Source organism: Paenibacillus sp. FSL R5-0490, from assembly GCF_001956215.1.
Classification (GTDB): domain Bacteria; phylum Bacillota; class Bacilli; order Bacillales; family Cytobacillaceae; genus Cytobacillus.
In genome coordinates this window covers 26,912-42,504 of the sequence record NZ_MRTQ01000019.1, presented here as the reverse complement: position 1 = coordinate 42,504, position 15,593 = coordinate 26,912, and the positions used below count along the sequence as shown (strand labels likewise).

Here is a 15,593-nt window from a genome sequence, read left to right as displayed (position 1 = left end):
CGAAAAAAATCATGAACTATATTATAATAAAGATATGTGGCAAAAGGGGTTTAATAGGCAGGAGGGATACCTGCTTTTTATAAAGAATCGCTGAAAAACAACAGTGAAGTTTAAACAGGGGTAATTCATTCACTCGGAGGATCGTATGGATAAGAAAATTCTAGTTGTAGATGACGAACAATCTATCGTAACTTTACTTCAATACAACCTGCAGCAGGCGGGCTATGAAGTAATTACAGCCATGGATGGCCAGGAGGGCAAAGATCTGGCCATTTCTGAAAAGCCGGATCTTATTGTACTTGATCTTATGCTGCCAAAGCTTGATGGAATAGAAGTATGCAAACAGCTTAGACAGCAGAAAATAGTGACGCCTATTTTAATGCTGACGGCCAAGGATGATGAGTTTGATAAGGTGCTTGGTCTTGAACTGGGTGCAGATGATTACATGACAAAACCTTTTAGCCCCCGGGAAGTGGTTGCCAGGGTTAAAGCGATCTTGCGGAGAACACAATTTGTGCCTGAAGCTTCCGAAGAGAAAGCAGAAGATGGTGATTCTTTTAGGATTGGCGGTCTTAAAATCTTTCCGCAGCATTACGAAGCTTATTTTGAAGAAGAACTCCTTGAATTAACTCCGAAAGAATTTGAATTGCTATTATATCTTGCCAAGAATAAAAGCCGTGTCCTTACAAGGGATCAGCTGCTTAGTGCAGTCTGGAATTATGATTTTGCAGGAGACACGAGAATCGTTGATGTACATATTAGCCATTTAAGAGAGAAAATCGAAGCAAACACAAAAAAACCTGTATATATCAAGACCATTCGCGGACTGGGCTACAAATTGGAGGAGCCTAAAGGAGAATGACGACCTTTCGCACCCGCCTGCTTTTCGCATTGCTTTCATTAATTCTGGTTGTTTTAATTGCATTAGGCCTTCTTTTAGGCCAGCTTTTTAAAAGCTATTATTTAAATACATTTGATGCACGTCTTCAAAAAGAGACTGAAATGGCTGCGAGCTATATTGAGGGCAATGGAGGAATTGGATCCATTAGTATTGAGAGAATCAATGAGCTTGGTGACATACTTGATGTGCATGTAACTGCTACTGATAGCAAGGGCAGAATATTAATGGATAGCAGCATCAAAAATGAGACAACGCAAAACAGGCACCAGGAAATCATATTTGAAGTATTAAAAAAGAAATCTGCATATGAATCAGGATGGGAAGTGGCCGGAGGGTTTAATCTGCACTATTATTGGCAGCCTGTCATGATAAATGGCGAGAAGGAAGGCTATATCTTCTTAAGCACGAAGCTGGCTGAATTCCAAAAGGCCTATCAGCAGATTTGGTGGATTTTAGCGGTCAGTCTTGGGCTGTCTTTATTTATGATTATTCTGCTCGGGTCAAGAATTATGGCTCGATATACAAAGCCTATCGAGTCAGCAACACAGGTTGCGATTGAACTTACTAAGGGAAACTATCGGGCAAGAACATATGAAGATCAGGAAGATGAAACAGGTATGCTGAGTAAGTCTATCAATGTACTGGCGAGAAATCTTCAGGAAATGGTGAAATCCCAGGAAATGCAGCAGGACAGACTTGGGGCGCTCATTGAAAACATGGGAAGCGGTTTGATTCTAATTGACAGCAGAGGCTATATTAATTTAGTGAACCGGCCATATAAAGAGGTTTTCAATGTCAATCCCTCCGAATACCTTTACAAGCTTTATTATGAAGTGATAGAACATAAAGGTATTAACGAAGTGGTTGAAGAAATTTTTATGACCGAGCAGAAAGTAAAAAAACAGCTCATTATTCCCGTCAATATCGAAAGACGTTATTTTGAAGTATATGGAGTTCCAATTATCGGCACGAATGATGAATGGAAAGGGATATTGCTGGTTTTTCATGATATTACAGAACTGAAGAAGCTTGAGCAGATGAGGAAGGATTTTGTAGCGAACGTTTCTCATGAATTGAAAACACCTATTACCTCTATAAAGGGCTTCTCTGAAACTCTTTTGGATGGTGCGATGGAAAACAAGCAGACTCTTAATGATTTTCTCAACATCATTTTAAAGGAAAGTGATCGCCTGCAATCTCTTATTCAGGAATTGCTGGATCTGTCAAAAATCGAAAAACAAGGCTTTAGCTTGTCCATTCAGCAACTGGATCTGGCTGATGTGCTCGAAGATGTGGTAGCCATCATGAAAGGAAAAGCAGCGGAAAAGGAAATCGTTTTGGAATATAAGAGAGTGGATAAACCTGTATATATTGAAGGTGATGTTCACCGGCTTAAGCAGGTGTTTATAAATATCATATCAAATGCAATTTCTTATACGCCAAATCAAGGGGTCGTCTATATTTCGTCTGCAGATTCAGGCAGCACAGTTTTAACCGAAATAAGGGATACGGGGATTGGAATTGAAGCCGCAGAAATTCCGCGTATCTTTGAACGTTTTTATCGGGTTGATAAAGCCAGAAGCAGGAACTCCGGAGGAACAGGGCTGGGGCTTGCAATCGTAAAGCATCTCGTTGAAGCACATAAGGGAACCATCTCAGTAAAAAGCGAGGTCGGCAAAGGCACCGCCTTTATTATTGAACTTCCGAAAAAAATATAGGAAAAAATGGATGAAGTGGCAGGATTAACTTTACATTATTTTCACAGTAGATTTATGTTCCCTTTACATTCAGCTGATAAAATCATAATTGTTAAACCCCTTCATCCAAGGAGCCATAGAAAAAGGTGAAAGCTGACCCCGCTTTCGCCTTTTTCATTTTCTTCGACTTTCCTTCTTTCTTTAACTTTTGTCATATTTATGAAACCTTTACGTAAATAAATCGTATGAAAAGTTATAGAAATTGCTGGGAAGGGGAGAGAGAAATGATCAGCTTAAAGCGGATTTATACAATCGCAGGGCTAATTATCGCAATTGTTATTTTAAGTATAGTTGCCTTTACAACATGGTATACCGTCGATGAATCGGATCAGGCAGTCATTTTAACATTTGGAAAAGTTGAGGAAGGCATTACGGAGCCGGGCCTTCACTTTAAATTGCCGTGGCCTGTCCAAAGCGTGGAGAAGCTTTCAAAGGAAACATTCTCACTGCAGTTTGGATATGAAGAAAAAGATGGCAAAATAAAGGATTTTCCCGATGAGACAAAGATGATAACCGGGGATGAAAATATCGTTCTTGCAGATCTGGTTGTCCAGTGGAAAATTACTGATCCGGAAAAATACCTTTATAATGCTGAGGAGCCGGAAGAAATTCTATATGATGCTACTTCCTCATCCTTAAGAAGTATTATCGGAGGATCGAAGATAGATGACGCGCTGACTTCAGGTAAAGCAGATATCGAAGCGGATGTCAGAGAGCTCCTAACCTCTTTAATTGGCAAATATGATATTGGCATATCCATTCTTGCAGTAAAACTCCAGGATGTCGAGCTGCCGAATGATGATGTAAGAAAAGCTTTTACGGATGTAACCGATGCGAGGGAAACCGCAAATACTAAAAAAAATGAAGCAGATAAATATAAGAATCAGAGAATGAATGAAGCAGAAGGTGAGAAGAAAGCACTTATCTCTAAAGCAAATGGGGAAAAGGCAGCCCGTCTCGAAAGAGCACGTGGAGATGTAGCAGTCTTTAATAAATTGTATGGGGAATATAAAAATAATCCTGATATAACAAGAGAGCGTCTTGTCATTGAAACCCTTGAGCAAGTTCTTCCAGGTGCAGAGATTTACATTATGAATGACGATGGAAACACTATGAAGTATTTCCCGATCAGGCCTCTGGAGAAAGAACAGGCTAAACCGAAAGAGGAGGGAGGCACGGATAATGAGTGATCAAAATATTGTGAATATCAATGAACGGGGCGGAAATTTCAAGTGGAGAAGCTATACCAAACTAGGAATCATCCTGGTGCTCATCATTGCAGGACTAGGGATATTGTTCAGCAACCTGTTTATTGTAAAGGAAGGGGAATACAAGGTTATCCGGCAATTTGGAGAGGTGGTCAGGATTGAGAGTGAACCTGGATTAGCGTATAAAATACCATTCATCCAAAGTGTTACCACACTTCCAAAATATCAAATGACTTATGACGTGTCTGAAGCTGAAATCAATACTAAGGACAAAAAGGTCATGATTATCGATAACTATGCAGTCTGGAAGATTGAGGATCCGAAAAAAATGATTTCAAACGCCAGAACATTGGAGGGAGCGGAGGCCAGAATGGAAGAGTTCATCTACTCCGTGACCCGCTCCGAACTGGGCCGGCTGAATTATGAAGAAATCATCAATGATGAAAAATCTTCACGAGGATCATTGAATGATCAAATCACCACAAAAGTGAATGAGCTGCTTGCAAATGATAATTATGGAATCACGGTAACAGATGTTCGCATTAAAAGGACTGATCTGCCGGCTGAAAATGAACAGTCTGTGTATACCAGGATGATTTCCGAGCGCCAGTCGACAGCCCAGGAATATCTGTCCAGGGGTGATGCCCAGAAGAATGTTATTATCGCTGAAACAGACAGGACCGTCAGGGAAATGCTTGCGAAGGCCCAGGCAGATGCTGAAGTCATTCGGGCAGAAGGGGAAGCGGGAGCCGCGAAGGTCTACAATGAAGCATTCTCAAAAGATCCTGAATTCTATTCCTTATTCCGGACACTTGAATCCTATAAAAAGACTATCAATGGCGAGACTGTAATTGTTCTGCCTTCTGATTCACCATATGCGCGTCTGCTGATGGGGAATACTCATTAAATAGCATTTAAGTGAAAAGCCGTTATTTTTCTTTCTCTATCTGCTCATGATAGAATAAAGGAAAATAACGGCTTATTTATTGTGGGCAAGGGCACTTGCCCTTTTCAAGTTAGACAACTGTCTAGCTGCAGCGCCTACCCCCTCGAGGTCACAAGCCAACCCTCCCAAAAAGGCAAAGAACGCCTTTCCGGGAGGCCCGTCTTGTGCTTGTCGGGGGTGACCAAGGCGCTTCCGCTTTTCTTAATAAGGAGGAGATATTAATTGGATAAAAAAAAGCTTGTTCTGATAGATGGCAACAGCATCGCTTATCGGGCATTTTTTGCTTTGCCGCTCTTAAACAATGATAAAGGAATACATACCAATGCTGTCTACGGATTTACCATGATGCTGCAGAGGATTCTGGAGGATGAAAAACCGACTCATCTCCTTGTGGCGTTTGATGCCGGAAAAACAACCTTCCGCCATAAAACCTTTAGTGAATATAAAGGCGGCCGGCAGAAAACCCCGCCTGAGCTATCAGAGCAGTTTCCTTATATAAGAGAGCTTCTTGATGCTTATGGAATCTCGAGATATGAACTGGAAAATTATGAAGCGGATGATATCATTGGAACACTGTCCCTCCATGCCGAAAAAGATGGCTATGAAGTTAAAGTTATATCAGGGGATAAGGATTTAACGCAGTTAAGTTCCGATTCTGTCACAGTCAGCATTACCCGCAAAGGAATTACAGATATTGAAGAATATACGCCGGCTCATATAGAAGAGAAATACGGAATCACACCTGACAGGATTATTGATATGAAAGGCCTGATGGGTGATAGTTCAGATAATATTCCAGGTGTGCCGGGAGTGGGCGAAAAAACAGCCCTTAAATTGCTGAAAGAGTTTGGAACCCTTGAAGAGCTCTTGGAATCTGTTGATAAGGTGAGCGGAAAAAAACTGAAAGAAAAGCTGGAAGAATTCAGGGATCAAGCTTTAATGAGTAAAGAACTTGCTACTATCACGAGGGAAGCTCCCGTTGAAATAAAAGTTGAAGACATTGAATATGAAGGTTTTGAAAAAGAGAAAGTTATAAGTATCTTTAAAGAACTTGGCTTTAACTCGCTGCTGGAAAAAATCGGCGGAGACACTGAAGCAATCGAAGAGAATCTGGATGAAATTGAATTTAGCATAGCAGACGAAATTAAAGAAGATATGTTTTCTGATGAAAATGCATTTTATGTTGAGCTTCTAGAGGATAATTACCATTATGCAGACATCATTGGTTTTTCCGTTGCGAACGATAAAGGGAATTTCTTCTTCTCCAAAGATAAGGCACTAGAGTCAGATGTCTTTAAAAAATGGGCTGAAGATGAAACGAAAAAGAAGACAGTGTATGATGCAAAAAGATCTGAAGTGTCACTCCGGCATCATGGGATTCATCTAAAGGGAGCAGACTTTGATCTTTATATTGCTTCATATATTATTAACCCGTCTCAGACTATTGAGGATATAGCATCTATTGCAAAAAATCATGGCTATCATGCGATTCAATCTGATGAAGCTTTCTACGGCAAAGGAGCAAAAAGGCGGATTCCGGAAGAAAAAGAACTTGGCGGACATTTAGCAAGAAAAGCAGCAGCCTTGATGACATTGAGGGAAAAGCTTGATAGTGATTTAAAGGAAAACCAGCAATCCGAGCTGTTTTATGACCTGGAAATGCCACTTTCTTTAATATTAGCAGATATGGAATCAACTGGAGTTAAAGTGGATTTAGAACGCCTGAGGACAATGGGACAAGATCTGCTCTCCAAATTAGATGAAATTGAAAAGCGGATACATGAGCTTGCAGGGGAAGCTTTTAATATCAATTCTCCTAAACAGCTCGGAGTAATCCTTTTTGAAAAATTGGGGCTGCCAGTCATTAAAAAAACGAAGACAGGCTATTCCACTTCGGCAGATGTTCTTGAAAAACTTGAGAACGCCCATGAAATAATCCGGGACATCCTGCACTACCGCCAGCTTGGCAAGCTTCAGTCCACTTATATTGAAGGCCTCCTGAAGGTAGTTAACAAGGAAACAGGCAAAGTCCACACCAGGTTCAATCAGGCACTTACCCAGACAGGAAGATTAAGCTCAACTGATCCGAACTTGCAAAATATTCCAATCCGTCTGGAGGAAGGGCGGAAAATCAGGCAGGCATTTGTTCCTTCAGAACCCGGCTGGGCTATCTTTGCTGCAGACTATTCCCAGATTGAATTGAGAGTGCTGGCTCATATTGCAGATGATGAAAAGCTGATTGAAGCCTTTATTGAGGATATGGATATTCACACCAAAACGGCAATGGAAGTATTCCATGTTCATGCCGATGAGGTTACGTCCAATATGCGGCGCCATGCTAAGGCAGTCAACTTTGGAATAGTATACGGAATCAGTGATTACGGCCTTTCCCAGAGCCTTGGCATCACACGGAAAGAAGCCGGAAAATTTATTGACCGGTATCTTGAAAGCTATCCTGGTGTTAAGCAGTACATGGACGATATTATCCATGAAGCAAAACAGAAAGGATATGTCTCGACCCTTCTTCACAGAAGAAGATATCTGCCTGAAATTACAAGCCGGAACTTCAACCTGCGAAGCTTTGCAGAACGCACCGCTATGAACACGCCAATTCAGGGAAGTGCGGCAGATATAATAAAAAAGGCCATGATTGAAATGGCTGACCGCTTAAGAAAAGAAAAACTCAAAGCACGGCTTCTGCTGTCAGTTCACGATGAATTGATCTTCGAAGCACCTGAGGATGAAATAGAAACACTTAAAAAAATCGTGCCGGACGTAATGGAAAATGCAGTAGAACTGAAAGTTCCGCTTAAAGTTGATTACTCCTATGGTCCGACATGGTTTGATGCGAAATAATAGTTATCTGTATTTTGAATGAAGAAAATGCATGACAAAGGAGGGGTAACCATGCCCGAACTTCCTGAAGTTGAAACAGTCAGAAGAACATTGCAGGAATTGGTGATCGGCAAAACCATTTCACATGTTTCGGTTTTCTGGCCAAAAATGGTTAAGCATCCCGAAGAGCTTGGTCAATTCAAGGATGCTTTAGCAGGCCAAACCTTTCAGGACATTGGCAGGAGAGGGAAGTTCCTAATTCTCTGCACCAATGACTATGCACTTGTGTCCCATCTGAGAATGGAAGGCAGATACGGCCTTTACGCTAAAGAAGAACCTGTGGAAAAACACACTCATGTCATTTTTCATCTTACAGATGGCACTGAACTCAGATACAAAGATGTTCGTAAATTTGGAACGATGCACCTATATGCAAAGGGTGAAGAACTTAAGACACTTCCTCTGGCACAACTGGGACCGGAACCATTTGCAGAAGAATTTACGGTGGACGACCTTGCTGCCCGGCTTGCCCGGACCTCCCGCCATGTCAAAACTGCGCTTCTCGATCAGAAAACGATCGTAGGGCTTGGCAATATATATGTGGATGAAGCTTTATTCCGTTCACGAATTCATCCTGAAAGAGCGGCAAATAGCTTAGCAAGAAGCGAATTGGAGACACTTCACAAAGAAATTGCAGATACCCTGAGAGAAGCGGTAGATAAAGGAGGGAGCACCATTCGCTCCTATGTTAATTCCCAGGGGCAAATTGGCATGTTCCAGCTCGAGCTTTTTGTTTATGGGCGAAAAGGCGAAGATTGCAAAGTCTGCGGAAGCACACTTGAGCGGATCATAACTGGAGGCAGGGGCACAGTCTATTGTCCGGCTTGCCAGAGAAAATAATAATTCCGAATAGAGCTTAACTTCGTTTTGAATAACATTGGATGGGCTCCTTCCATATACTATCGTAGCGATTGACAGGGAGGAGCTCTATTCTATGGCGCATATATTCTCACTTTTGATACTTGCTTTTGCTGTCAGTCTTGACAGTTTCAGTGTCGGTTTAACATATGGTTTAAGGAAAATGAGCATACCATTTAAATCGATCAGTATAATCGCTTGCTGTTCAGCTCTCACATTAATGGCCGCCATGACAATCGGCCATTTAATAGAAGCCTTTCTTTCTCCGGCTTTAGCTGAAAGTTTAGGAGGAGTCATTCTGATTTTTCTCGGTGCCTGGGTCCTTTATCAATTTTTCAGGCCGGAAAAGGTGAAGGATGTCCTCCCGCATGAAAAGACAATTGTAAATCTGGAAATCAAATCTCTTGGGCTTGTCATTAATATTCTGAAAAAGCCGATGTCCGCCGATTTTGACAAATCCGGTGCCATCACAGGAATTGAAGCACTAATGCTCGGGCTCGCCCTATCACTTGATGCTTTTGGAGCGGGGATTGGTGCAGCTATGCTGGGGTACTCACCTTACTACCTGGCAATGACGGTCGCCGTTATGAGCTCTCTGTTTGTATTTATGGGAATGCAGGTGGGGGCTATTTTCTCAAAAAGCGGATGGGTCCAAAAGTTCTCATTCATTCCAGGCATTATTTTAATCGTAATCGGGATACTAAAAATTTAGCATTTATATGAAAGGAACACATTATGTCAATGACTGTAGGTTTGACAGGCGGGATTGCAAGCGGGAAAAGCACCGTTTCTTCTCTCCTGATCGAAAAAGGATATACTGTAATAGACGCGGATATAGAAGCGAGGTTAGCTGTTGAAATAGGAGAGGAAGCATATCAGGAAATTGTCCGTCATTTTGGGGAAAGAGTTCTTCTTAAAGACGGTTCAATTGATCGCGGAGAACTGGGCTCCATTATTTTTCACGATGAAAAAGAGCGGAAGACCCTGAATAGCATAGTACATCCTGCAGTCCGCAAAAGGATGACAGCCAAAAAGGAACAAGCAATCAGCCGCAATGAGCAGCTGATCATACTTGATATACCTCTTTTATTTGAAAGCAAATTACAATATATGTGCGACAAAACCTTATTAGTATATGCAGATGAAGTTATACAGCTGCAAAGGCTGATGCAAAGAAATCAGCTAACCGAGAAAGAAGCGATGGCAAGAATTCAATCCCAGATGCCTTTAAAAGATAAGAAGGCATTGGCCGATGCTGTAATTGATAATAATGGCACAATTGAAGAAACAGAAAAACAATTATGGGGTATTTTAAAAAAATGGAAAGCTGTCTGAGGAGCCTGTGACAGGCTCTTTTTTTGATGTGCTTAAAGCCTAATTAGTATGACAAAAATAATCAGCCATGTGTCTGTAAGATAGACTATTACCTTATAAAAAACAGAAAAAGCGTGAGCTGATATTTCTGAATTGTTGAACATTAAAAATTCCGCATTTTATTCATCACAAATGATCTTCAATATGTTATACTAATTACATCTTAGGGTAATAAAAAGTATAACACTAATGCGGAAGGGGCCGTAACATGAAGGCGAAAATAGCGATTAATGGTTTTGGAAGAATTGGACGTATGGTTTTTAGAAAAGCCATCCTTGATGAAAATCTTGAAGTGGCTGCCATAAATGCAAGCTATCCGGCTGAAACTTTGGCACACTTAATTAAATATGATACCAACCATGGACCATTCGAGGGAAGCGTTGTTCCGGAAGACAATGCTATTGTTGTGAACGGTAAAAGGGTTCAGCTTGTCAGCAGCCGGAATCCTGAAGAACTTCCCTGGAAAGAAATGAATATCGATATCGTTATTGAAGCTACAGGAAAGTTTAATTCCCGTGATAAAGCGGCTCTTCATCTTGATGCCGGCGCTAAAAAGGTCATACTTACTGCTCCTGGAAAAAATGAAGATGTGACTATTGTTATGGGCGTAAATGAAAGCGCATTAAAAATCGAAGAACATGATATTATTTCAAATGCATCCTGTACAACAAACTGCCTTGCACCTGTTGCAAAAGTCCTTGATGAACAATTTGGCATTGAAAACGGACTTATGACAACAGTTCATGCATATACAAATGATCAAAAAAATATTGATAACCCGCATAAAGATCTGCGCCGTGCACGTGCTTGCGGACAGTCGATCATCCCGACCTCCACTGGTGCTGCCAAAGCTTTGTCACTGGTATTGCCGCATTTAAAGGGCAAGTTGCATGGTATGGCACTGCGTGTGCCGACTCCTAACGTTTCCTTAGTGGATCTCGTGGTAGACTTGAAGCGGGACGTTACAATTGAAGAAGTGAATGCAGCATTTGCTACAGCTTCACAAGGATCGCTGCATGGCATCCTGGATATTACTGACGAACCGTTAGTGTCAATCGATTTCAACACAAATGAACACTCTGCCATCATTGATGGATTATCTACAATGGTAATCGGCACCAGCAAAGTGAAAGTGCTTGCCTGGTACGATAATGAGTGGGGCTATTCTTGCCGTGTCGTAGACTTGACAAAATATGTTGCACAGGAACTTTTTCAGGCATCTGCCGTAAAAGTTGGATAATTGCCAATCTCTTTTAAATAGAACTACCCATACCCTTAAAGCCTGCCATCCCAGCAGGCTCCTTTTTTTGGACAAAATTAAATCCTGAGAAGGAAAAGTCTTCAGAAATTTTGCCAAAAAAAATGTAAAACAATGTGTTGCAAAAAGAAATTAAACAAAGTATACTAATCCTCGTGAACTTCTCCGAGGTTTTGGTATGGTAGCTACTTAAAGGGTTAGGACCTCTCTGGACTAACTTTCCCCCGTGGTAGTTATAGACCAGTATAAATCTGGAATTTCATTAATTAATAGCTTAAAAGTTTAAAGGGGGAAATTTGAATATGGAAACTATGGGTCGTCACGTTATCTCAGAACTTTGGGGATGCGATTTTGAAAAGTTAAATGATATGGATTTTATTGAGCAGACATTCGTAAATGCTGCATTAAAATCTGGTGCTGAAATTCGCGAGGTTGCATTTCATAAGTTTGCACCACAGGGTGTAAGCGGAGTGGTGATCATCTCTGAATCTCATTTAACTATTCACAGCTTCCCGGAGCATGGCTATGCCAGCATTGATGTGTATACGTGTGGAGATCTTGACCCTAACATCGCTGCAGACTTTATTGCAGAAGCGTTAGGAGCTCAAACGCGTGAGAATATCGAAATTCCTCGCGGTATGGGTCCAGTTCAAGTTAAACAAGCTCAAGTACTTTAATACTAGAATGAACTTAGGCAATCCAGAGGTGTATCTGATACACCTCTTTTTATTTTGCCTAAAATCCATTGCCTTTAGTATCTTAATAAAAAATAGTACAATAAGGATACAAATAATATACGGAGGAAAGAGAATGTCAATTTTCAGGCAGCTTGCCAGCCGCTATAAAAAGCAGTGTGAAACAAATGAAAATCACTCTGACCCTGAGCTCGCTACAAGATATTATAGAACCAATACAGCACAAATGCTGCAGACGATTGAAGAGTTATTCAAAGCAGATCGCAATGTAAACATTCTCAGCATTTCTAAAGAACACGGCGAGATTGCAGCAGAACTTAAAAAAGACAAAACCTGTTTTGCGATTGTGACAGTCGTGACTGTCAAGCCTTTTGAAACGGCTGTAGATATCAATATTTCAACTGAGCAGTCCTCACCGGCAGGTGTGCATCCAATTCTTAAAAGAGAAGTACTTTCGATATATGAAAAATTAAATAAACGGCATGACTTTCTCGGTTCTGCAAGAAACGCAGATAAATAGTTGTACTTGTACTGTCAACTCCTTTTTTATAAGATAAGAGTATCAAATAATATTCGGTAATTTGTTTAAAGCCAACTTATAAAAAAATTCGGAGCTGATTGTATGAGATGCCCTTCATGCCAAAACAATAATACCCGTGTGCTCGATTCCCGTCCTGTGGATGACAGCCGATCCATCCGCCGCAGAAGGGAATGCGAGAAATGCGGATACCGGTTTACGACTTTTGAGAAAGTGGAAGAAATTCCGTTAATCGTTGTGAAAAAAGAAGGTACGAGAGAGGAATTCAGCCGGGAAAAAATTCTGAGAGGCCTTATTAAAGCCTGTGAAAAGAGGCCGGTAGCCCTTAAAGATCTGGAGGACATTACTTTTGAAGTGGAGAAAGAACTCCGCAGCAATGGTGTCTCTGAAATAAAAAGCGATGAAATTGGCGAAATGGTCATGGACAGGCTCGCAAATGTGGACGAGGTCGCATATGTCCGTTTCGCATCAGTATACAGGCAATTTAAAGATATCAATGTGTTTATTGATGAACTCAAGGAACTAATTAAAAAAGAACAATCATAATCAGGTCAGTTTTGCAGCTGCCGCTGATTTTTGATGAATTAGGCTGATGGGCTGAAGGTTTTCTTTGGCTCTTTTTTTGCGGGATATGCTTTTGATAAACAGCCTGATAAAAATTTAAATAGAAAAAGGTGAACACCATGGCCCAGCATTGGCAGGAGATGCTCCCCATTGATCGATATACAGTAGCAGCCAGCGGGCTTTTGCATGATTATGACCGGAAAGTGCTGACACTGTTATACCAGCCGCTCATTGGCTCTGAGTGCTTCAGTTTGTATATGACTTTATGGGCAGAGCTTGAAGAAAACCGGCTATGGTCATCTTCAAATTCACACCATAGTTTAATGAATTTCATGGGGATGGGGCTTAAGGATATTTATGAAGCCCGTCTCAAGCTTGAAGGAATAGGACTTTTAAAGGTATATGTTAACAAGGATGAAGAGACAAGGTCATTCATTTACGAACTGCTTCCACCGCTGACACCTGAACAATTCTTTCTTGACGGCATGCTCAATATCTATCTTTATAAGAAGTTGGGCAAAAACCAATTTATGAGACTGAAGCGCTTCTTCTCGGATCAGAAGGTGCAGCCGGCCAGAGGGTACAAGGAAGTAACAAAGGCTTTCCAGGATGTATTTCAATCCGGGCACCCTGGTTCGTTTGACGATGAAGTGGTGCAGCTGATGAATGAAACAGATGAGGAAGGGTATATTGGAAGGCGTGAGCAGGAAGGCATTCAGATCGGGAATGAAGATTTTAATTTTGAATTGCTTCAGGCAGGGCTGAATGAATCGCTTGTACCAAAAAAAGCCCTTACAGTTAAAGTAAAGGAATCCATCAGCAATCTTGCTTTTTTATATGGAATCGACCCTATTCAGATGAAAAATATTGTCATCAGCGCCGTGAATGAAGATAATGAGATAAACATTGATGAATTAAGAAAATCTGCACGTGATTGGTATCAATTCCAAAACCAGGATATGCTGCCATCCCTGATTGACAGGGTTCAGCCTGCCAGCCATCAATCTCAAAAAAAGCAGCCTGAAACACAGGAAGAAGAATTGATCCGTTATTTGGAAATAACCTCACCAAGGCAGCTTTTAAAAGATATTTCCGGAGGAGCGGAACCTTCAAAAGGTGATCTGCAGATTATAGAAGATGTCATGTTCCAGCAAAAGCTTTTACCCGGGGTAATTAATGTGCTGATTCAATATGTTATGCTCAAAACAGATATGAAGCTGACCAAAGGGTACGTAGAAAAAATAGCAGGCCACTGGGCAAGAAAGAAGATTAAAACACCCCAGGCAGCTATTGAATTAGCTAAAAAAGAACATCGCCAATACCTTGATTGGGCAGAAGGAAAGAAAACAGCAGGCCCCACGGGGAACAAAAGGAAGCCGATCAGGACAGAGATGCTTCCGGACTGGTTTGATGAAAATAGCAGCAAAGCCTCCAAGAAGGAACAGGCCCAGCAGCCAAACAGCGAAAAGGAACAGTATGAGCGGGAATTGAAAAAAAGGGAACTTAAAGAAAAATTAAAAAAACTGCGATCACAGGAGGTGACTGATTGATGGAAAAAATTAACGAAACATTAAGGCGCCTTGCAGGCAATGAAGGCTTTCAAAAAAGATATGAAATGATGAGGAACCAAACGCTTAATCACCCTGAAGTCAAGGATTTTATCCAAACTCATCGGGATGAATTGACATCTGAAATGGTTGAAAAGAGTCTTAGCAAGCTCTTTGAATATACACAGCAGAGCAAGGAGTGCAATAAATGTCCGAGCCTGGAGGGCTGTGTGAATTTTATGCAGGGCTATCATCCTGAACTTGTGATTCAAAGAGGATCAATCGATCTGAAGTATGATAAGTGCCCGCGCAAGATCATGCACGATGAAAAGCGGAGAAATGAAAAGTTAATCCAGAGTTTATATGTGCCAACTGATATCCTTCATGCCACTTTTGACTCGATTTATGATGATGACGACCGCATTGAGGCTGTGGATAAGGCTGCATCTTTTGTAATGGACTACCAGCCGGGGTCCAAGCAAAAGGGGATCTACTTTTACGGGAAATTCGGTGTAGGCAAATCTTATTTGCTTGGTGCTATTGCCAATAAGCTTGCAAGCCGGAAAGTATCCTCCATGATTGTCTATGTTCCTGAATTATTCAGGGAATTGAAAAATTCAATTGGAGATCAGACTCTGAACAGCAAGATGGAAACCATTAAGAAAGCGCCTGTTTTAATGTTTGACGACCTTGGTGCAGAAACCATGTCCAGCTGGACAAGGGATGAGATTTTAGGGCCGATTCTGCAGTTCCGCATGCAGGAAAGCCTCCCAACCTTCTTCACTTCCAATTTCGACCTGCAGGGCCTCGAACATCATTTATCCTATAGCCAGCGCGGCGAGGAAGAGAAAATGAAAGCAAGAAGAATCATGGAACGCATTAAATACCTTGCTGAACCGGTGCTTGTAGAAGGACCGAACAGGAGAGTATAATCTGAAAGCTGCCGATAAAGTGTTCGGCAGCTTTTATTATTGAATTTGCAATAGTTTAATGTACTAAAAGGCTAATCCCGCTTCTAACTTGGCCAAGTCCGCCATATACATAGAATAGAA

The 15,593-nt window shown here is 41.3% G+C and carries 14 protein-coding genes; all 14 read left to right on the top strand.

Features of this window, described 5'->3' with window-relative positions:
* The first annotated feature begins 145 nt into the window (after window positions 1-145).
* The 14 genes from BK139_RS16075 to dnaI all read left to right on the top strand — a co-directional run bounded on the left by BK139_RS16075 (window position 146) and on the right by dnaI (window position 15,473).
* Window positions 146-862 (top strand): response regulator transcription factor, encoded by a 717-nt coding sequence (locus BK139_RS16075; RefSeq protein ID WP_076260692.1) that lies wholly within the window; start codon window positions 146-148, stop codon window positions 860-862.
* Window positions 859-2,619, top strand: coding sequence for a two-component system histidine kinase PnpS (gene pnpS, locus BK139_RS16070; protein WP_076260689.1), 1,761 nt, complete (start codon window positions 859-861; stop codon window positions 2,617-2,619). The genes BK139_RS16075 and pnpS overlap by 4 nt, the downstream gene beginning before the upstream one ends.
* Before the next feature lie 263 nt (window positions 2,620-2,882).
* On the top strand, window positions 2,883-3,848 hold the full coding sequence (gene hflK, locus BK139_RS16065; protein ID WP_076260687.1) for an FtsH protease activity modulator HflK: 966 nt from the start codon (window positions 2,883-2,885) through the stop codon (window positions 3,846-3,848).
* Complete coding sequence (hflC, locus tag BK139_RS16060) at window positions 3,841-4,773, top strand: protease modulator HflC (RefSeq protein WP_076260684.1); 933 nt, start codon at window positions 3,841-3,843, stop codon at window positions 4,771-4,773. Before hflK ends, hflC begins: the two co-directional genes overlap by 8 nt.
* Before the next feature lie 261 nt (window positions 4,774-5,034).
* Window positions 5,035-7,668 (top strand): DNA polymerase I, encoded by a 2,634-nt coding sequence (gene polA / locus BK139_RS16055; RefSeq protein WP_076260682.1) that lies wholly within the window; start codon window positions 5,035-5,037, stop codon window positions 7,666-7,668.
* 51 nt (window positions 7,669-7,719) lie between these two features.
* Window positions 7,720-8,547 carry a DNA-formamidopyrimidine glycosylase gene (mutM, locus tag BK139_RS16050; protein ID WP_076260679.1) on the top strand — a complete coding sequence of 276 codons (828 nt, stop codon included), beginning with the start codon at window positions 7,720-7,722 and terminating at the stop codon, window positions 8,545-8,547.
* Between the two features lie 94 nt (window positions 8,548-8,641).
* Window positions 8,642-9,277 carry a sporulation membrane protein YtaF gene (ytaF, locus tag BK139_RS16045; protein WP_076260677.1) on the top strand — a complete coding sequence of 212 codons (636 nt, stop codon included), beginning with the start codon at window positions 8,642-8,644 and terminating at the stop codon, window positions 9,275-9,277.
* A 23-nt stretch (window positions 9,278-9,300) separates the two neighbouring features.
* Window positions 9,301-9,900 carry a dephospho-CoA kinase gene (gene coaE / locus BK139_RS16040; protein WP_076260674.1) on the top strand — a complete coding sequence of 200 codons (600 nt, stop codon included), beginning with the start codon at window positions 9,301-9,303 and terminating at the stop codon, window positions 9,898-9,900.
* 247 nt (window positions 9,901-10,147) lie between these two features.
* On the top strand, window positions 10,148-11,179 hold the full coding sequence (locus tag BK139_RS16035) for a glyceraldehyde-3-phosphate dehydrogenase (RefSeq protein WP_048008382.1): 1,032 nt from the start codon (window positions 10,148-10,150) through the stop codon (window positions 11,177-11,179).
* A 320-nt stretch (window positions 11,180-11,499) separates the two neighbouring features.
* On the top strand, window positions 11,500-11,874 hold the full coding sequence (speD, locus tag BK139_RS16030) for an adenosylmethionine decarboxylase (protein ID WP_048008383.1): 375 nt from the start codon (window positions 11,500-11,502) through the stop codon (window positions 11,872-11,874).
* Window positions 11,875-12,007: 133 nt separating this feature from the next.
* Window positions 12,008-12,412 (top strand): hypothetical protein, encoded by a 405-nt coding sequence (locus tag BK139_RS16025; protein ID WP_076260671.1) that lies wholly within the window; start codon window positions 12,008-12,010, stop codon window positions 12,410-12,412.
* A gap of 102 nt (window positions 12,413-12,514) precedes the next feature.
* Window positions 12,515-12,976 carry a transcriptional regulator NrdR gene (gene nrdR, locus BK139_RS16020; protein ID WP_048008385.1) on the top strand — a complete coding sequence of 154 codons (462 nt, stop codon included), beginning with the start codon at window positions 12,515-12,517 and terminating at the stop codon, window positions 12,974-12,976.
* Between the two features lie 137 nt (window positions 12,977-13,113).
* Window positions 13,114-14,544: a replication initiation and membrane attachment family protein gene (locus BK139_RS16015; protein ID WP_076260669.1), complete on the top strand. Its 1,431-nt coding sequence runs from the start codon at window positions 13,114-13,116 to the stop codon at window positions 14,542-14,544.
* Window positions 14,544-15,473: a primosomal protein DnaI gene (dnaI, locus tag BK139_RS16010; protein ID WP_076260811.1), complete on the top strand. Its 930-nt coding sequence runs from the start codon at window positions 14,544-14,546 to the stop codon at window positions 15,471-15,473. The genes BK139_RS16015 and dnaI overlap by 1 nt, the downstream gene beginning before the upstream one ends.
* Window positions 15,474-15,593: the final 120 nt, after the last annotated feature.